Raw genomic sequence first — 19,283 nt, forward strand, 5'->3', positions numbered from 1 at the left:
AGCAATAACTAGCTGAATTGCACCTTTGTCCGAAACCATTGAAGCCGCTCGCAAACCGGTTGGAAGATGCATTCATACACCAAAAATTCACATGTTCTCCTTTGCAGCCATGATGATTTAAGAAATTGATGCAAACGTATAGCATTCCATTGAAGAAAAAAGACCATCCCCCTTGTTCCTCTTAGGAAGATGGTCTTTATATTAGCTGCGGTGAGCAATAAATTCAGGTCTCGGCTTAGCTGCGGCGAATGGATCGGTCAGCTTATTCTCGACACTGTTGAACACCATGAAGATGTTGCTGCGCGGATACGGACTAATGTTGCTGTTTGAGCCGTGCATGATGTTGCAGTCGAATAGCAATATAGATCCAGCTTTGCCTACCGGTGTTTCAATCCCGTATTGCTCAGCCAACATCGTCAAGCTGTCATGATCAGGCACACCATATTCCTGCTTGCGGAGTGAATGCTTATAGTGGTCATCCGGCGTCTCGCCAATGCACGATACGAACTTTTGATGCGACCCTGGCATCACCATGAGCGGTCCGTTGAACGGGTAATTGTCCGTCAGCGCAATGGAACAGCTAAAAGCGCGCATTCTCGGCATGCCGTCTTCCGCATGCCACGTTTCAAAATCGGAATGCCAGTAAAATTCCTTTCCCGCAAAGCCCGGCTTAAAGTTGATTCGCGATTGATGAATATATACCTCGCTGCCGAGAATTTGCCTTGCCGCTTCATTCAGCTTCGGCTTTTTGTACAGCGCTTCGAATACACTGCTGCTTTGATGGACGGCGAAGATCGAACGAACATCATCCCCGTCTGGTTCCAGAATCACCTCGGAAGCAGACGAGCCCCTATTGGCTTCCAGCATCCGATTCATCTCCTGCTGCAGCTCCTCCACCTCTTGCGGAGTAAAGTAATTTTCTAGAAACAAATATCCGTTCTTTTCGAAGAAATCCAGCTGCTCAACAGAAAGCGGACCTTTCTTATCCTTTCCATAAACGACAGGGTCTTGACGCTGAATGATCTTCACTTCTGTTCCGGTTCGAGTTGGGTACACATCCGTCATTTTGGTGATACTCATTTTGCATCTCCTCCTAGTCAAATGTATTGAAAAAGTGAATAACACTCGTGCTGCTGTTCATTTATCTGATCGCAAATCAATCTAGGATCGGGTAGGCCCCTTCTTCATCATGTACTTCTCTACCTGTACAAGGTGGGTTAAACACGCATACACAGCGGAAACGTTGTTTGACAGTCAAAATGTGCTGTTCATTCCCGCTTAGCGCATACATGTCTCCAGCTTTGATTGTATAGGTCTTGTTGTTCGTCAAATCCTCCAAAACTGCTTCTCCTTCGATGCAGTAAACTGCTTCGACATGGTTCTTATACCACATACGAGTCACGGTGCCCTCATGAAGGACGGTATCATGTAACGAAAAGCCCATCCCGTCATTTTTTAACAGCAATCTTCTGCTGCTCCACGTTTCTGCCTGTACATCCCGTTCTGTACCGAGTACATTTTCTAAGCTTCTTACGATCACGGCAATCACCTCTTATATGAATATAGCGAAATATTGATCTACAGATACACTTCCATCATTGAGCTTTCGTGAAAAGCTGACGGGCGCAATCTTTCAGAATATTCAGACCATTTTGGAGAAGCTCCGCCTCAATAGTGAGCGCCGGCATTACTTTGGCCACCTCGCTGTCTGTTCCTGCGGTTTCCATAATTAAGCCATTTTCAAAGCAAGTACGGCACAGCTTCTCTGCCCACTCCGCTTCTGTGAAGGCAATTCCGCGCATCATACCGCGCCCTCGCACTTCCATTTCAATCTGCGGATAAGCATCTTTGATTTGCTGCATCGTCTCTTCAATCCATTGGCCCTTGTGCTGAATCGACTGCTCGAATTCGGAGTCTTTCCAGTAATTGATTGCTTCGGTTGCTGCGACGAAACCTAAATTGTTGCCTCGGAATGTTCCGTTATGCTCTCCCGGCTCCCATATATCCAGTTCGGGCTTAAAGAGCGTCAGCGCGAGCGGCAATCCATACCCGCCTATCGATTTGGATAGACAAATAATGTCCGGTTCAATACCCGCCTTCTCAAAACTGAAGAACGTACCGGTTCTTCCGCATCCGACCTGAATATCATCCACGATCAATAAGATTTCAAAGCGCTTGCACAACTCAGACAGCTTTCGAAGCCAACTATCGCTTGCTACATTAACGCCGCCTTCACCCTGCACCGTCTCAATGATCATCGCTGCCGGAAGAGATAGCCCGCTTCCGCTGTCTTCCAAATACTTCTCTATGTAGGCAATGGTATCTGCCTCATCCCCGTGATATTTGCAAAAAGGCATCGACACCGTATGATGAAGCGGTACGCCCGCACCTTGACGCTTGAACTTATTGCCCGTGACGGCTAGCGATCCTAGCGTCATTCCGTGGAAACCATTCGTAAAACTGATCACGGTTTCTCTTCCGGTTATCTTACGTGCAAGCTTTAATGCGCTCTCCACAGAGTTCGTTCCAGTAGGTCCTGGAAACATTACTTTATAATTCATATTTCTCGGCTTCAGGATGTGATGCACGAAGCTTTCCAGCAGCCGGCCCTTGGCTACGGTAGCCATATCCAAGCTGTGCGTTACTCCATCTTCCAAAATATATTCAACAAGCTTTTGCTTGATTTTGTCGTTGTTATGACCGTAATTTAACGACCCGGCTCCAGCGAAGAAATCGATATATTCGTTTCCAGCCGTATCCCACATGCGCGCGTTCTTTGCTCTGCTGAACACCGTAGGAAAGCTGCGGCAATAGCTTCTCACCTCCGATTCCCATTGTTCAAACACGTCCATCGTGATTTTTGGTTGCTCCGCAATTTGGATGCTCATGCCAAAATCTCCTTTCGATCGGTTTGGTATTGGAAGGGACCAATTCGGTATAAGGTTTCTTCTTCGTGATTTCCATTCGGAAAATCATCCTCGAGAAAGCCATCGGAAGTCGTGATAGAAGCTTTCCATTGCCTGCTGAATCGTTGAAATAAGCCTATAGAAGGGGAATTTGATGGGGAGATCGTCGCCTCTAGGTAACGAACCTCACTTGAGGTCGGGCGTTCCAATAGATGCTCGATCAATGTGGTGCCAATACCTTCTCCCCTCGCCCTTGCATCAACCGCGATCTGCCATATAAACAGCGTATCGGGCTGCCGGGGGGGAATAAACGCGGACACGAAACCGATAAGTTCGTCACCCGATTGTGCCACTGCACAAGTATCTGAAAAGTATTTTTCCAGCATCATGTAGCAGTAAGCCGAGTTAACATCCAGTACACCGGTTTCTCGAACAAGCTTCCAAATCCGCGAACCATCTGCTCCAGAAGGCTGCCGAATTTGGATTTCACCAATCATTTAGTTGAAACCTCCTTGTATTGTTATATTTGCTGAACACATGAATTAGTGTAACATGAAACCTCTAGTTGCTCACCTGGGCTCAGCCCGTGTATCTTGGGGTAAGATACGATGAAACAGTCACAGGGTTCATTATCCTGTCGATCCTCTAAATCCTTCCCAATGCTTCCCAAATCATCATGGATGCTCCCTATTTGTTCCAAAGTTTGGAATGAACAATAACTCTAAAGAGCAAAAAAACCTGTGCAAACTGCTGCACAGGTCTTCCATGTGATCTATTTCAATCTATTTCGATTCAAATATAGATAAATATTCGCCGTACCCTTCCTTTTCCATTTCCGCCTTTGGAATGAACCGGAGCGCTGCGGAATTAATGCAATAACGCAATCCGCCTCTATCCTGAGGTCCGTCTTCAAACACATGTCCCAAATGGGAATCTCCGTATCTGCTTCTCACCTCGGTCCGGATCATACCGTGACTCTGATCCAGCTTATCGACGATGTGATTGGACAACATCGGCTTCGTAAAGCTCGGCCAGCCGCAATTCGAGTCAAACTTATCCAAGGAGCTGAAGAGCGGCTCTCCGGAAACGATGTCTACATAGATGCCTTCCTCGCGGTGATCCCAAAACTCATTGCGAAATGGGGGCTCGGTTCCATTGTTTTGTGTAACATGGTACTGCATGTCAGTTAGCTTTGATTTCAATTCCTCTGGATCTTTATTCACGGTCCAATGCTTTTCGATGAAAGCGTCCCTTCCCGAACCTCTGCGATACAGATGGTAGCGCAGTGCATTTTTGCGATAATAATCTTGATGATATTCTTCCGCTGGATAAAACGGCTTCGCCGGTTCGATGGACGTCACGATCGGCTTATCGAATCTGCCGCTTTGCTCGAGCTCCTGCTTCGAAGCTTCCGCCTTCTGCCGCTGCTCCTCCGTATGATAGAAAATCGCTGTGCGGTAAGAATCCCCTCTATCATGGAACTGACCGCCTGGATCTGTAGGGTCGATCTGCCTCCAAAAAATGTCTAACAGCTTCTCATATGGAAAAACCAGCGGATCATATGTGATTTGAACCGCCTCTGTATGTCCGGTCGTATGCGAGCACACCTCTTCATATGTTGGATTCGGCTTATCCCCGCCGGTATAACCAGAAACGACTTTATGGATACCGGGCAGTTCATCAAACGGCTTGACCATGCACCAGAAACAGCCTCCGGCAAAGGTCGCGATCTCCAGATTTTGATTTGTCTCAGTTTGTGACATGTGCATCACTCCTTCCTGTTCACTATGGTTCAATTTTAAAGCTGTGCCTTTCATTATTCAAGTTGAAGGTGAATTCTCTTCGATGACGAAGCAGATGAAGACACAATTTCTTCCATGAATGAATTGGCATCCTTGAGAAATCATAGAATGTAAGGAGGTATAGGCATGTTGAAACGAATGCTGTTATTGGGTGTTATGCTATGTACTGCAGCCATTTCCGTTCCCTTTCCAGCTTTATCTGTTGCGCAAGCAGCCATTCCTGAGATGCAGCCAGAAGATGACATACAAGCCAGCTTTAATGATGAAAATGAATCAGCTGTGCTGAGCAAGCTAAAGCTAAAATATCCGGATGTATTTATATTTCATGGAAACCCGAACCGAAAGGAAATTGCTTTGACCTTTGACGATGCGCCGGACATCCGATTCACACCGCAGATCCTGGATATCCTAAAAAAGTACAATGTAAGGGCCACTTTTTTTATCGTCGGGACGAAGGCGCAAAAACAGCGCGGACTCGTGAAACGAATCGCTGAAGAACAACACGAAATCGGCAACCATACGTATGACCATCCATTTCTCCCCGATTTGACGATGGCCGAATTTGAACGACAAATTCAAAAAACCCACAGTATTTTATGGAACATAACACAGGTCCATGCAAAATATATACGCCCTCCGTACGGTTCAATCAAGGAAAGCCAGCTTCTGTGGGCGGCAAATCACCATTTTAAAATCATTAACTGGAATGTCGACACCCTCGATTGGAAAGGCATATCAGGAAACAGCGTATACACCAACGTGTTTCATCAGATCAGGCCAGGCTCGATTATATTGCAGCATGCAGGTGGTGGTGTAACCTCTGATCTTACGGGCACGATCGAAGCGCTCCCGGTTATCATCAACACCCTGCTCGCCAAGGACTTTAAATTCGTTACGATTTCCGAACTGCTGTCTCACAGATGACCTGCAGCGAAAAAAGAACCGAACCGCATTCCGTTATGATCGCAACGGTGTGCAGTCTGGTTCTTTTTTCAGCTGTTCATGCTCCCATACCCATTCATGACGTTATCCAATTATTCCGGCAAAATATAAACGGTCACATCTTGCATGCCAAAGGTTAATGCTTTTGTACGGGAAACCGGCACAAAAATATCGATCCGATTGTCCTTAATCGAACCGCCCATATCCGTTGCTTCTGCATAAAACCCGCCTTCAGGCAATCCGTCAAAATCGTAACCTGTAATATAAAGCTTGGATCCCATAGGGATCATCTTCGGATCTACAGCAACGGTCCCCAGCTTTAAAGGATTACCGTAATAATCGATCGCGCCCCATTTATTTTCCTCAATGGATGCGGTATAAGCTGTTGCTGTCAGTGAGAGCTTCTTTGCATTTTGCAAAGATGCGTTTGCCTGTAAAGTCGGACTGTTTTGAATTTTGAATGTTGATCCGGCTGCCGGAATGGAATAGCGTTCTGAAGTAAAGCCAGGAACCATTGGAATGTTCGTCTTGATTCCTTTGTAAATGTTGAACGGGTTCAAATGAGAATTCGCATCTAGAACCGTTTGCAGAGGAACGTTGAACTTTTTGGAAATCGACCAAAACGTTTCACCGTTTTCCCGAATGGTATAGGGAGCAAGATTGGAGGCGAACGCCGTGTTCACCGTAAGTGCCGAAAACAGCACTCCTGCGGTCAAAAATCTTACCGCTGTTTTTTTCAAATTCATTGTTTTCCTCCTCTAGTGCCTACGAGGTTAGTTGTCGGATTCGGGAAGGAGTTTTCCCTACGCATGGACCTTGTTACGGATTTAAACTATGTACTCCGTAAAAGGACCAATGACGATTCACCCCAAGCGAATGCGCAGCTTCGCAGGAGTCCCCCGTACTTCTTTTGTCGACCTTAAGACCGCGCCATGATGAACGGCATCCATAAAAACGACAACCGAGCATTCAGCCTGGGCCCGGTAAACAAGAAGTTTTGGCTGTATTGAAATTATCATGAAAAGAAGTCTTTTAGAAGCCCATAAATATTGGTATTTTCCACCTCCCATTCCCAGTTCTATCAAATCATCAACAACTGCAACCAATTGAGCCTCTAGATCGTCTTGTTCAATGAAACAAACCTAAAATATTTGTTGAGTGGTGTCAGTGCATTTGGTAAAATGAATTGGATTTTATGTCGATATTTACTTTTATTTTGAAATGATGAAAGGGCGAATTTCATGCTTTTTAACACGTACGAATTCATTTTGGTGTTTTTGCCCATAACCGTTGCGGTCTATTTTATTTTGGGTCGCTTGGGACAAGTCTTTCTGTCGAAGGCCTGGCTGGCTGCCAGTTCTTTATTTTTTTACAGCTACTGGGACATTCGCTATTTGCCCTTATTGTTGGGCTCCATCCTATTCAACTTTGCGGTAGGAAGTCTGCTTGCCCGAATCAACCCTTCTGCCAAGCTTGGCCGCAAGCTGCTGCTAACGGCGGGTATCGTCGGGGATGTGTTACTGCTCGGCTATTACAAATACGCGGATTTCTTCATTGAAAATGTGAATGCCGCATTAGGTACCGACTGGGGACTGCTGCATGTGATTCTTCCACTCGGGATCAGCTTTTTTACGTTCACGCAAATCGCTTATTTAGTGGATGCTTACCGCTTAGATGTGAAGGAAAACAACATCATTAACTACACTCTGTTCGTTACCTTCTATCCGCATCTCATTGCGGGGCCTATTCTTCACCACAAGGAAATGATGCCGCAGTTCGCGGATCGTAAAAACAAAGCGTTCAATTTCAATAATTTAACGCTAGGGACCTTTATTTTTGTCATGGGGTTAGCGAAGAAAGTCATCATCGCTGATACATTCGCACCCATCGCCACCGCGGGCTTCGATACGGCAGACACTCTGACGTTCTTTGACGCATGGGCTACATCGCTGGCCTATACGCTGCAGCTGTACTTCGACTTCAGCGGGTATTCGGACATGGCGATCGGAGCAGCGCTCATGTTCAACGTCCATCTGCCGATCAACTTTGATTCTCCATATAAATCTCTGAACATCCAAGAATTTTGGAGAAGGTGGCATATCACCTTAGGCCGTTTTCTTAGAAACTATATCTACATACCGCTTGGTGGCAACCGAAAAGGCTTTATCATCACCTGCTTCAATTTGTTCATCACGTTCGTCATCGGCGGCATCTGGCATGGCGCAGGCTGGACTTTCCTGTACTGGGGTGCGCTGCATGGAGGAGCGCTCGTCGTTCACCGGATTTGGTCGAAGAAGTTTGGACTAAAAATGAACAAGTATTTGGCGTGGTTCCTGACTTTCAACTTTGTCAATATCGCTTGGATTTTCTTCCGTGCGACTAGTCTTTCCGAGGCGATGAAGGTATTAAAAGGAATGTTTGGCTTCCATGGCTTCGACATACCGGGAACGCTGAATCTGGTACCGTTTATTCAAAATTGGGGACTTGCGATCAGCACGACGCCTTCTTGGCAGTTCGCGTTAATCGCCTTCTTCTTCCTTGTATCTGTCTTCATGAAGAATACGAACCAAATGCGGGACAATTTCAAGCCAACCTGGTGGATTGCCGCCATGACGGCCGTTATCTTTGTCGTGTCGTTGGTTCATTTTAATCAAATCAGTGAATTCCTATATTTCAACTTCTAGTGCCTTAAGCAAGCATGTTAAGGAGGATCAGACCCATTGAAACAAGAAACCGTGTCAACTGTCGAACCTAACGCCGCATCGTCTGCTAAGGCTCGTAATTTTTTCATTTGGTTCATTGTATTTTCACTCATTAGCGTTTCGATTGTCGCATTGATTACTTATATTGTTGATCCGCTGCAATTTTACCGTAAGCCCAGCTGGTATGTACCGCAGTATTCCATGGAGCAGCGATATCAAAACCCGGGACTCGCCCGCAATTATGACTATGATACGATTATCATCGGATCTTCAATGACCGAAAATTTCGTTCCTTCCTATGTAGATGAAGTTCTCGGAGGCAAGTCCATCAAGCTGTCGATGTCCGGCTCTTATTCCCATGAGCATCATCTTATTTCGGAAGCAGCTTTCCGTACGGGACAAGTGAAGAATGTCATCTGGGGGCTTGATTATTTCTCGGTTAAGGGCGGAGAAACGATGGTTCGGGACGACCAAGGACCGTTCCCGTATTACTTATACGATAAGAATCCGCTAAACGACATCAAATATTTGTTCAACTATACGACCATTACTCAGACGATCAACATATTGAAAGGCAAGCTTCAAGGAAGCTTAACTTTGAGAAATTTAGACTACCTGAATAACTGGGATTATTATGCCGTCTATGGCACGGAATCCGTGCTTAAGGATTTGAAGCGAGCAGAAGCTGTAGAACCCTCCTATGTAAAGACAGAAGAGGATTTTGAAGAGATTAAAAAGGCATTCGATGCTAACATCTTATCTCTCGTGAAGGAGCATCCGGAAACGGAATTTATATTTTATTATCCCCCCTATCACGTTTTAAGACATTATGTCTGGTACGAGTTAAATCCGAAACGGTATAACAATCAGCAGCAGTTCAAGCAGTATGTTTGGGATACCTTGTCGGAATATCCGAACGCGAAGATTTTCGACTTTCAAGCTGTGGAAGAGGTCACTTTCGATTCAAATAACTACAAGGACTTATCCCACCATACGCTGGAAATCAATGAGTGGATCATTCAATCGATGGCTAATGGCGATCATCAAGTAACGGATGAAACCATTGGTAAGATGATCTCCGACCTCGATAAACAGGTTGAGAACTTAGATATTAGCCAATTCGATACCGATTCGATCCAAATCGTATACCAAGGCGAGAACGTACCTGCGGGGGCCAATCCAGTAGCTCAGGAGGATGCGCTGTACATTCCTATTAAGGCACTTGTAATCCTTAAAGGTGCTGCTCTTGGGTGGGAAGAAGAAACGAAATCCTCACTCGTCGAATGGAATGACGGCATCGTGAAGCTCAAGCAAGGCTCAACTGAAATGAAAGTGAACGGCGAGACTGTCCAGCTTTCACAGCCTGCACAAATTATAGACGGCAGTATGATGATCCCGATAGAGGCCCTCTCCTACTTTGGACTGCAGGGCGAATGGCAGCAAGGAAATCAGCAGGTCCTCATTACAGAGCTAGTCCAATAAGAGATGAAGTGGTTTTAGGCATCAAAAAGGCGACCCGCTTGGGCAAGCGGGTCGCCTTTTAATGATATATCGTACTATGCTTTGGACCTGTGCTTTCGTGAAACGGTCTGCAGCTCCCAATCGTGGAACTCGATCATCACGTCACGGACCGATTTCGTCACATACAGCCGATCCACTTCGTAGGCTTGTCCCCGCTTCGATACGGAAACCGAGCTGAGCAGCAGATCGACATATTCGCTGTAAAACTCAGCATCCTCCAGACGCCCCTTAATCGCTTCGTCCTTTTCCGTGCCCCTTAAAATAATCTCATAGCCTACGCGGTCTAAGACAAAACATTTCACCCGACTGTCTTTACCATCCGAAACATGAAGTCCGCTCATCAGCGGTTTCCAACGTTTCATACGAAGGATTCCTGCACAGATCAATCCAAGAAGCATCGCAATCAGTAAAGCCATGAGAACGTCCGACAGCGAAACAGACTGATCCAGTTCAAGGATTGAAAGCTTCAGCTCTGCTTCTTGTCCCCATATGACATCGATCACATATTTTCCGAGTTCCAATAAACAAAAAGATGCCATCCCAAGCCATAACGAGACGAGAACGGAATAGAATGGTCTGATTGTGACCTGCCGCAGCCACAGCAAGAAGAACAGCCAGCCTGAAAAGCCTGCGAATCCAATATACATTATTCGAATCATCAGCGATTCAGCCAATTCTGTTCCTCCCTGCTTTAGGCCGAGATCTTATTCTGGTTGTAAGGATGCCCACAGCTTTTTATTTTGATATTCGAGCTCGCCGCCAACCTCTCCACCAAACCAATCCGGAGGCTGAAACGAATGTGCTTCCTCTTCGCTCTCAAATTCCGTTTCCACCGTCATCAAATCATATTGATGGTATTGATCGATTTCGTACCGTCTTCCTTCAAAAAGTACCGTCGTCCGCGTCTTTCGCAGAGGAACCTTCTTCAGCGAGCTGACTAGCTGATCATAGAGCTCTGCGGAAATCTCATATTCCACTTCTTCTCTAGCGATTCCGCTTCCCCGTTTAAACGTATGTGTATAATGCACTTTCCCTCGCTGGAGAATATCCTCCAGCTTTCTCACACGCAGTTCCTGATCTTTGACTAAGGCCAAATACGTTTGTTCAATATGTAAGACGGACACGATTTTCATCGCATCCTGGTCAATCAGCTGCTGTGGAAAAGATGGAAGAAGGTACTTTCTTTCGATTTCCATGCCCAACGTTCCTTACCTCCATTTTGACATTCGAGATCGAACGAAATTAATCACTGCAGTTCTCAGGATTCACCTGAGAAACACCTTCAATTTGAATTTTCTCGGATAAGCTGTCCTTCAAGATTTGAACAACGAACTGCAGTAAATCGTTAATGTCGGTTTGCGTTTGCTGGAATTGTTGAACGAGCGGGATTCCATCTAATTCATCCTGCAAAGCCTGCATCTCAGCTTCAATTTTTTTAACCATTTTTTCATTTTGGAAATATTCAAAACCGACGATTTCCTTTTGCTTCTTCTTGATTTGCGCAATTAAAGTTTGGATTTTGTCGTTCGCTTGAATTTGCTTTTCCGCTTTTTGATACATGATCACTTCATCCGAAGTAGAAATCAGCTCAGCCAATTCCTTCGTCTTCTTCATAATATCTTCCCGAACAACGAGATCCACTACATTATAGGACTTCATCGTGCCTAAGTCCCCTTTGCCATGCTCATGCGCGTGCGCGTGTCCTGTCATGATCTATACACTTCTCCTTCGTATATAACCTCTAATTGCGTATCGTTGTACAGCAACGATTTCTTCCGATGATCCCAGACACGCCGCCAGCTTTCTACTACGCAGCGGCATGCTGTTCGTCGTATAAACGCTGAACTTAATGTCTCCCCATTACATGGCTGACGCTTGTTTCTCTACGTCAACGAGTGTACCTGTCAGCAAATATGTTTTCGCCTGATCAATTCGAACGTGGACGAACTGGCCAGTCAAGCTCTTCGGACCGGAAAAATGAACGAGCTTGTTCGTACGTGTGCGGCCTGTAAGCATATCCGGGTTATTTTTACTTTCCCCTTCAACAAGCAGCTCCACGACTTGGCCGACCAACTGTTGATTTTTCTTCAATCCGATTTCAGCAAGCAGTTCATTCAATCGATACAAACGCTGCTTCTTCACTTCCAACGGAACGTTATCTTCCATGACCGCAGCTGGAGTGCCCTCTCTTGGTGAATAAATAAACGTAAACGCTGAATCATACTCGACCTCTCGCACGAGCGACATCGTATCCTCAAACTGCTCGTCCGTCTCACCAGGAAATCCGACAATAATATCCGTCGTCAGTACCACATCCGGTATCGCCGCTTTTATTTTCTTGACGAGTTCTAAATAACGTTCTCTCGTATATTTGCGACTCATTTTCTTCAGGATTTCCGAGTTCCCGGACTGTACCGGCAAATGAATATGCTCTACCAAATTCCCTTTTTGCGCCAATACTTCGATCAAATGATCATCGAAGTCTCTAGGATGAGAAGTTGTGAAACGAACTCTCGGAATATCGATCTTATGAATATCGTTCATGAGATCGCCGAAATCATAATCCATATCCTCAAAATCCTTGCCGTAGGCGTTTACGTTCTGGCCTAACAGCATAATTTCTTTGTAGCCTTGGCGTGCCAGCTCTCTTACTTCCTGGATCACGTCCTGTGGCAGTCTGCTTCTTTCTTTACCTCGCGTATAAGGAACAATACAATACGTACAGAATTTATCGCAGCCATACATAATATTGACCCAGGCCTTCATGCCTTCCCGCTTCTTCGGCATATTTTCTACGATATCGCCTTCCTTGGACCAAACCTCAACGACCATTTCCTTCTCGAACGAGATTTGCTTAAGGAGATGAGGAAGCCGGTGAATATTATGTGTTCCAAAAATGAGATCAACGTGCGCGTGCTTTTGCAGAATACGATTTACGACCGATTCCTCTTGCGACATACATCCGCATACGCCGAGCACGAGGTTCGGATTTTCCCTCTTTAACGATTTCAAATGGCCTAATTCGCCAAACACTTTATCCTCGGCGTTCTCACGAATGGCACACGTATTTAATAGAATCAAGTCTGCTTGGGTTCTGTCTTCCGTATCGGTATATCCCAGCTGCTCCAAGATTCCTTTGATGGTTTCTGTATCGTGTTCGTTCATTTGGCAGCCAAAGGTACGGATCATATATTTTTTTCCGATCCCGAAGCCTTCCATTTCCTCAGGGATCTCAAAATTATAATGAACCTTGACGTCTTCCTTCCCACGCTTCTTCGCGTCTTTCAGAGAAGGAGGCTGAAAATATATAGAGAAATCCTTTTCGGATGTTTTCGCCATGTGAACAATCTTCCTTTCTGTCGAATTCATCCTCTCATTATATCATGTACTCTATAGGCGACACAAAGAAAAAATAAGGATGTGCCGATGATTATACATATATGATAGGTACCGGATTAAACGATGGAAAAGTCAAGTCTTTACATACTGACGTGTATGCGCATTCAAGGAATCATGAAAAGCAGGCATCCGGACAATCCGAATGCCCTGCTGTGGATTAGTCCAAAATAACCGCCGTGTCTCCGGTTTTTACGCCAGCCGCATTGGCTTCATCTGTGTCAATGTGCATATCGAGAGCATAGCTGTCCGATACTCTGGCAATGACATCATCGAATGTTAAAGGTCTTTCGCCTTTCAATTGAACACGCAGGACTTGTTTGTCTTGAATGCCCCATTTCTCCGCATCGCTCGTATGGAAATGAATATGTCTAGCGGCAACGATGACGCCCTCTTGGATCTCTACTTCGCCCGCTGGTCCAACAATTTTAATCCCTGGTGTCCCTTCAATATGGCCGGATTCTCTAACCGGTGCATTCACACCGATCGAAAAAGCATCCGTACGTGAAATTTCCAACTGCGTTTTGCCTCTTGCGGGTCCCAATATTCTGATTTTAGGAAAACTGCTTTTAGGACCATGGACCGCAACGGTTTCATTCGCAGCGAATTGGCCTGGTTGGGATAAGTCCTTCATGACGGTCAGTTCGTAGCCAGGTCCAAAGAGGATCTCAATATGCTCCTTAGATAAGTGGATATGTCTGGCTGATACGCCGACTGGTACTTGTTTCATCTCTCCATCGTTCCTTCCGTCTAATATGTCAGTATAGTTTATCCAAACCCAATTATATCTATAATTCATCTAATATAAAAGGCACACCGGACAATTCCTTGTGTGCCTTCACATCTTCACCTAAATTCTGCCACCAATTGTTCAAATTGTTTCTTCGTCAATTGAATGTCCTGCTTCGCTAACGGCTCCGGCTTAAAGCCCGATACGACCTGCTCATACGATTTTTTCGTTTGATCCTGATAAATGAGTCCGCAGGCCAAGCTGCCTGTCTCCATAATTTTCGTCATGGCTAATGTACGATTCGAGCGGTCGTAGGCTTCCTCTTCGTCCAGATCGACAATGTGTTCTTTAAACCAATCATAGGTGTTGATTTTATTAAAGGTCACACATGGACTGAATACATTGATGAAAGAGAAGCCGTCATGCTTGATTCCTTCTTCGATAAGCCGTGTCAGCTGTTTAATATTGCTGGAGACCGATTGAGCGACGAAGGTTGCACCTGCGGCCATAGCGAGCTCCAGAGGAGACAGCGCATCTTCGACCGAACCTTCCGGTGTACTTTTCGTTTTAAACCCGAATGCACTGCGCGGTGAGGTCTGCCCTTTCGTCAAACCGTAAATTTGGTTATCCATCACAATGTACGTGATATTCATATTGCGGCGAATCGCGTGTACGGTGTGTCCCATGCCGATGGCAAAACCGTCACCGTCGCCGCCGGAGGCAATGACCGTTAATTCACGGTTTGCCATCTTCAAGCCTTGAGCAATCGGCAGTGCCCTGCCATGTATACCGTGAAATCCGTATGCGTGAATATATCCGGAGATTCGTCCCGAGCATCCAATACCGGATACGATGGCAACATCCTCCGGTTCCAATCCGACGTTCGCCGCCGCTCTTTGAATAGCCGCCTGAATGGAGAAGTCACCGCAGCCCGGACACCAGTTCGGCTTGATCTTATTTCGAAAATCTTTAAATGTCGCCACGTTCACACAACTCCTTCGTCTTATTGAATATTTCAGACGGCAAAAACGGATTCCCATCATATTTTAATATGCTGTGGATTTTTTCCGCTTGCATCGTATGCAGCCTAACTTGTGCAGCGAGTTGGCCCGTGTAGTTGTTTTCTACAACCGCTATGATCTTCGCTTGCTCTGCATAAGCTTTCAGCTCTTCCGCAGGGAATGGATGAACAAGACGAATCGTCGCATGGTTCGTGGTTACACTCATTCGCTCAAGGCGTGTTCTCGCTTCATCAATCGTCCCCCCGGTTGAGCCCATCCCAATGAAAAGTACATCTGGTTTCTCATGCGGTGCATCCACCTTAATCGGATTCGTCACCTGCAGATTCTCCAGCTTTTTAAACCGCTTCTCCATCATCGCCTTCCGATTGGCTGGACTTTCTGAAGGACGCCCTTCCTGATCATGCTCTACTCCTGTAACATGATGAATTCCATGCTGCGTACCTGGAGCCACCCTTGGAGATATTCCATCCTCGGTAAACTGATACCTCGCAAACAGTTCTCCCGGCTCTAATGGTTCAGGTTCGCGAACCCATTTCCCCCGCTCTATGCGAATTTGTTCATAATCTAGATTTTCAGCGGTTTGCTTGCCTAGTGAAAGCTGCAGATCCGTCATCAGAATAACAGGGCATTGATACTTCTCAGCCAAATTGAAAGCCTCTATCGTATCGTAAAAGCACTCCTCTACCGTGCTGGGTGCAATTACGATCTTCGGAATCTCTCCGTGCGTTCCGTACACCATCGCATTCAAATCGCTTTGCTCTTGCTTGGTCGGCAGTCCTGTGCTTGGACCTCCGCGCTGCGTATCGACGATCACGACAGGCGTCTCGGTCATTCCTGCCAAGCCAATGGCTTCCGTCATCAGCGATAGACCAGGTCCAGCAGATGCCGTCATTGCCCGAACTCCCCCGTAATTCGCTCCGATCGCCATCGTGACAGCTGCAATCTCATCCTCGGTTTGAATGACCGTTCCTCCAAACTTAGGAAGATGCTTAATCAAATATTCCATAATTTCCGATGCGGGTGTAATCGGATATGCCGGCATAAAACGGCAGCCTGCAGCGATGGCGCCTAAGCCAATGGCATCGTTACCGATCATGAAAAGACGCTGATGGCCATCTCCCGCATCCAACTGGAAATGGGCGAGAGGTCCTCCCACCTCATTCAGCACAAATTGATATCCTTGATCTACGGCTTCTACGTTCTTCACTACGACGGCGGAGCCTTTTCGCCCGAATTCTTCTTCAACGACTTGCTTTACCACATCGACCGGCAGTCCAAGCAGCGCAACAGAGGCACCTGTAGCGACCATATTTTTCATCAAAGAAGTTCCCAGTTGCTCCGCAATCGCTGTAAAAGGCACGGCAATGAGCCTTGCATCGGCTCCATCTGAAACTTTTGGCTCGAATTTCGCATCCGCGATAATGATCCCGCCTTCACGAAGCTCTGCCGCGTTCAGATCGATCGTCTCTTGGTCGAATGCAACCAAAATATCCAGATCGTCTGAGATGGATCGAATCGGTGAAGTACTAATTCGAATTTTATTGTTCGTATGTCCTCCCTTAATTCGGGAAGAGAAATGCCTGTAACCGTACAAATAATATCCTAATCTATTTAATGCAGTAGAAAAAATGCGGTCGGTACTTTCCAGACCTTCTCCTTGCTGACCGCCGATTTTCCACGAAAGCTCTCTGGTCACGAAATGTCCACTCCTTTTATCGATGGCAAGAATACGTTTACAATCCACTTGATCATATGTTGGAAAAATGGCGGAAAGTGACTGATCTTGTTTGAAGGAGTACGTCCGCCTGTCGAAAATATAAAAAACCTGCATATGGAAGTCAATACCATGGTATGACTAAAGCAGGAATAATACAAGTGAAATATTTAGAACGAAATATAGCATTTTTAGATCGTTATGATAGCTCAAATAGATAATTCAGCCCATATAAAGGCATGTATTCGGCCTATTCGTCCGGAAGATGCTGCAGGAAGAAGTCGTACATGCTCCTCCACAGCCACTGTTCCGCAAGAGAACTGCCGTAATGATGGGTGAGCAGCTCCGCCCAATCCTGATATTTACCTGCGTGTTCAAGCCCATAGGTCCATTCCTCGATGCCGTCAAAGTCAGAACCAAAACCGATGACGCGGCTGCCTCCGAGTGCGCAAATATAATCGATATGATGAAGCAAATCATGCATTGAAGCCTGCTTCCTTGAGATAAAAAAAGGAACAAAATTCAAGCCGATTCTGCCGTTGCGTCGGATGATTTCCTTGATTTGATCATCCGATAGATTTCGCGGATGACCGCAAACGGACTTCACGTTAGAGTGCGATGCGATGAAAGGCTGATCGCTTACCTCACACACATCCCAAAAGCCTTTAACCGAAAGGTGCGAAACATCAATAACGATGCCCAGCTCGTTACAAAGCTCTACGAATTGCTTCCCTTTTCTCGTCAAGCCTCCTCCTCGCGGCTCCAATATCCCATCCGCCGCCCAATTCCCATAATTCCAAGTGATTCCGGCGCATCGCACGCCCAATTCGTAGAACGCTCTAACCAGCTCAAGCTGACCGCCCAGCGCATCCATTCCCTCGATCGTCAGTATCGCTCCAAGCTTTCCATGGTGCACACAGTGAATTAAATCCGTTTTGCTGCGAATTTGCACCAAATCCGGAAAAGACAATATTTTCTCGTGAAACACCTGAATATAATGCAGCCAGTGACGAACGTCCGGCCTGCTGATTCGCTCCGGCAAATAGATCGCAAAGCACTGAATGTAATTGTCTGCTCCCTTCATACGATCATAGGTAACATCGAGCCGTTTTCCATCCTGAAAGTGAATCGTGGTGTCACTGTATAATTTCGTCAAGACGTCACAGTGCAAATCAAACACTTTCATCTCATCGTCCCTCCCCGGTGACTTATGTCGTGTCCATAAAACCGCAGGATGTACTTCGCTTTAGATTCCAAGCAAAAAAACCTGTCTACGGGGTAAACAGGTTTCACTTCTTCTCGTCTGCCGGCTATCTAGGCTCAACGATTAACTTAATGGCTGTCCGATCCTCTCCGTCAATGACAATATCCGTAAACGCCGGTACGCAAATGAGGTCCACTCCGCTGGGGGCTACGAATCCTCTTGCGATGGCGACCGCTTTTATCGCTTGATTCAGTGCACCTGCCCCAATCGCCTGGAGTTCGGCGGATCCGCGTTCACGCAGTACGCCTGCCAATGCACCAGCTACGGAATTTGGATTGGATTTTGCTGATACCTTTAATACTTCCATGAAAGTACCTCCTCGGGAATGATGAGTAATTCCATTATTAAAGGTATTCATGGATGACTTAATTCATGACTCTTTATGGAAAACGACTTATGAATCTGATTTAATCAAATCGGACTTCATCCTCATAATGACGAAGCAGACGAATTTTCGTTGCTTTCCCTGACGCATCATCCATTTCAATATAGACGCCGTGCAAATGCCATTTCCCCGTATCCGCATTGAATCTAACAGGCAGCTGGGTCATAAATTTGCGAAGCACCGCTGTCCGCTCCATCCCCAGTACGCCTTCCTTGGACCCTACCATCCCAACATCCGTTACATAGGCTGTTCCGCTAGGTAAAATGGTCTCATCGTGGGTTTGCACATGCGTATGCGTACCTACAACGGCCGAGGCTCTTCCATCCAAATGCCAACCCATGGCAATTTTCTCCGACGTTGCTTCTGCGTGAAAGTCCACAAAAATGCACTTCAACTTCAAGGGCAATTCTTCAATGATGTGATTCACCTTCTGAAAAGGACAATCGAGTGGCGGAAGGAAGGTTCTGCCTTGAATATTAATAACGGCCAGTTCCTTCCCTCCTTTCTTAATGATGGTATAACCGCGGCCCGGGGTTCCTTCCGGAAAATTGGCTGGACGAATCATTCTTGGTTCATCCTCTATGTAATCAAAGATCTCCTTTTTATCCCAGCTGTGATTACCCAATGTAATACAATCGACGCCCCAGTCATAAAAGGATTTTGCGATTTCCGGTGTAATCCCTTTTCCTGCTGCCGCATTTTCTCCATTCACGACGATAAAATCAGGGGTATACTTTTGTTTTAAGTAAGGCAATGTTTTCTTCAACGCATCTCTACCGACTGAACCGACGATGTCTCCAATAAATAATAATTTAATGATAAGTCGTACTCCTTCCTCGCTATCACGCTGGTCTTTATGTTCATTATCCTCCGGATCTCCTCAAAGTACGAAGTACAAT

At 46.0% G+C, this 19,283-nt stretch carries 19 protein-coding genes and 1 riboswitch; of the genes, 3 read left to right on the forward strand and 16 right to left on the reverse strand.

Translation table 11 applies throughout. The features are described 5' to 3' along the window. Nucleotides 1–201: 201 nt before the first annotated feature. The 5 genes from thpD to msrA form a co-directional block, all read right to left on the reverse strand. Nucleotides 202–1,080, reverse strand: coding sequence for an ectoine hydroxylase (thpD, locus tag ACFPXP_RS06875; RefSeq protein ID WP_379893488.1), 879 nt, complete (start codon nt 1,078–1,080; stop codon nt 202–204). Nucleotides 1,081–1,156: 76 nt separating this feature from the next. Then, entirely contained in the window at nt 1,157–1,540 is a 384-nt protein-coding gene (locus ACFPXP_RS06880) for an ectoine synthase (RefSeq protein ID WP_379893489.1), read from the reverse strand. A gap of 55 nt (nt 1,541–1,595) precedes the next feature. Next, a complete protein-coding gene (ectB, locus tag ACFPXP_RS06885) occupies nt 1,596–2,888 on the reverse strand; it encodes a diaminobutyrate--2-oxoglutarate transaminase (RefSeq protein ID WP_379893490.1) in 1,293 nt (430 codons plus the stop codon). After that, entirely contained in the window at nt 2,885–3,403 is a 519-nt protein-coding gene (gene ectA, locus ACFPXP_RS06890) for a diaminobutyrate acetyltransferase (protein ID WP_379893491.1), read from the reverse strand. The genes ectB and ectA overlap by 4 nt, the downstream gene beginning before the upstream one ends. Nucleotides 3,404–3,688: 285 nt before the next feature. Then, nucleotides 3,689–4,669 carry a peptide-methionine (S)-S-oxide reductase MsrA gene (gene msrA, locus ACFPXP_RS06895; protein WP_379893492.1) on the reverse strand — a complete coding sequence of 327 codons (981 nt, stop codon included), beginning with the start codon at nt 4,667–4,669 and terminating at the stop codon, nt 3,689–3,691. Between the two features lie 165 nt (nt 4,670–4,834). On the opposite strand from msrA, the gene ACFPXP_RS06900 reads away from it, so the two are divergent. Then, a complete protein-coding gene (locus ACFPXP_RS06900; protein ID WP_379893493.1) occupies nt 4,835–5,632 on the forward strand; it encodes a polysaccharide deacetylase family protein in 798 nt (265 codons plus the stop codon). 110 nt (nt 5,633–5,742) lie between these two features. On the opposite strand, the gene ACFPXP_RS06905 is transcribed toward ACFPXP_RS06900, so the two are convergent. Next, on the reverse strand, nt 5,743–6,396 hold the full coding sequence (locus ACFPXP_RS06905) for a 3D domain-containing protein (RefSeq protein ID WP_379893494.1): 654 nt from the start codon (nt 6,394–6,396) through the stop codon (nt 5,743–5,745). A 2-nt stretch (nt 6,397–6,398) separates the two neighbouring features. Beyond that, nucleotides 6,399–6,586: riboswitch (cyclic di-AMP (ydaO/yuaA leader) on the reverse strand. Between the two features lie 305 nt (nt 6,587–6,891). On the opposite strand from ACFPXP_RS06905, the gene ACFPXP_RS06910 reads away from it, so the two are divergent. After that, complete coding sequence (locus tag ACFPXP_RS06910; RefSeq protein WP_379893495.1) at nt 6,892–8,334, forward strand: MBOAT family O-acyltransferase; 1,443 nt, start codon at nt 6,892–6,894, stop codon at nt 8,332–8,334. A gap of 36 nt (nt 8,335–8,370) precedes the next feature. After that, nucleotides 8,371–9,834 (forward strand): copper amine oxidase N-terminal domain-containing protein, encoded by a 1,464-nt coding sequence (locus tag ACFPXP_RS06915; protein ID WP_379893496.1) that lies wholly within the window; start codon nt 8,371–8,373, stop codon nt 9,832–9,834. 74 nt (nt 9,835–9,908) lie between these two features. Here the strand turns inward: ACFPXP_RS06915 and ACFPXP_RS06920 are convergent, their stop codons facing one another. From ACFPXP_RS06920 to ACFPXP_RS06965, 10 genes are all read right to left on the reverse strand, one after another. Further along, nucleotides 9,909–10,547, reverse strand: a complete 639-nt coding sequence (locus ACFPXP_RS06920) for a hypothetical protein (protein ID WP_379893497.1) — start codon at nt 10,545–10,547, stop codon at nt 9,909–9,911. A gap of 30 nt (nt 10,548–10,577) precedes the next feature. Further along, the gene (locus ACFPXP_RS06925) at nt 10,578–11,069 is read right to left on the reverse strand and encodes a CYTH domain-containing protein (RefSeq protein ID WP_379893682.1); all 492 of its coding nucleotides are present in this window, start codon (nt 11,067–11,069) and stop codon (nt 10,578–10,580) included. Between the two features lie 46 nt (nt 11,070–11,115). Then, the gene (locus ACFPXP_RS06930) at nt 11,116–11,583 is read right to left on the reverse strand and encodes a RicAFT regulatory complex protein RicA family protein (RefSeq protein WP_379893498.1); all 468 of its coding nucleotides are present in this window, start codon (nt 11,581–11,583) and stop codon (nt 11,116–11,118) included. 150 nt (nt 11,584–11,733) lie between these two features. Further along, on the reverse strand, nt 11,734–13,212 hold the full coding sequence (miaB, locus tag ACFPXP_RS06935) for a tRNA (N6-isopentenyl adenosine(37)-C2)-methylthiotransferase MiaB (RefSeq protein WP_379893499.1): 1,479 nt from the start codon (nt 13,210–13,212) through the stop codon (nt 11,734–11,736). A 217-nt stretch (nt 13,213–13,429) separates the two neighbouring features. Continuing rightward, on the reverse strand, nt 13,430–13,999 hold the full coding sequence (gene pduL / locus ACFPXP_RS06940; protein ID WP_379893500.1) for a phosphate propanoyltransferase: 570 nt from the start codon (nt 13,997–13,999) through the stop codon (nt 13,430–13,432). 116 nt (nt 14,000–14,115) lie between these two features. After that, entirely contained in the window at nt 14,116–14,982 is an 867-nt protein-coding gene (locus tag ACFPXP_RS06945; protein ID WP_379893501.1) for a 2-oxoacid:ferredoxin oxidoreductase subunit beta, read from the reverse strand. Further along, nucleotides 14,969–16,717, reverse strand: a complete 1,749-nt coding sequence (locus ACFPXP_RS06950) for a 2-oxoacid:acceptor oxidoreductase subunit alpha (protein ID WP_379893502.1) — start codon at nt 16,715–16,717, stop codon at nt 14,969–14,971. The genes ACFPXP_RS06945 and ACFPXP_RS06950 overlap by 14 nt, the downstream gene beginning before the upstream one ends. A 268-nt stretch (nt 16,718–16,985) precedes the next feature. After that, complete coding sequence (locus ACFPXP_RS06955; RefSeq protein WP_379893503.1) at nt 16,986–17,921, reverse strand: dipeptidase; 936 nt, start codon at nt 17,919–17,921, stop codon at nt 16,986–16,988. 124 nt (nt 17,922–18,045) lie between these two features. After that, nucleotides 18,046–18,306, reverse strand: a complete 261-nt coding sequence (locus ACFPXP_RS06960) for a stage V sporulation protein S (RefSeq protein WP_091226192.1) — start codon at nt 18,304–18,306, stop codon at nt 18,046–18,048. A 100-nt stretch (nt 18,307–18,406) separates the two neighbouring features. After that, the gene (locus tag ACFPXP_RS06965) at nt 18,407–19,201 is read right to left on the reverse strand and encodes a TIGR00282 family metallophosphoesterase (protein WP_379893683.1); all 795 of its coding nucleotides are present in this window, start codon (nt 19,199–19,201) and stop codon (nt 18,407–18,409) included. Nucleotides 19,202–19,283 lie beyond the last annotated feature (82 nt).

Origin of the sequence: Marinicrinis lubricantis, assembly GCF_042658665.1 — a bacterium.
Lineage (GTDB): Bacteria > Bacillota > Bacilli > Paenibacillales > KCTC-33676 > Marinicrinis > Marinicrinis lubricantis.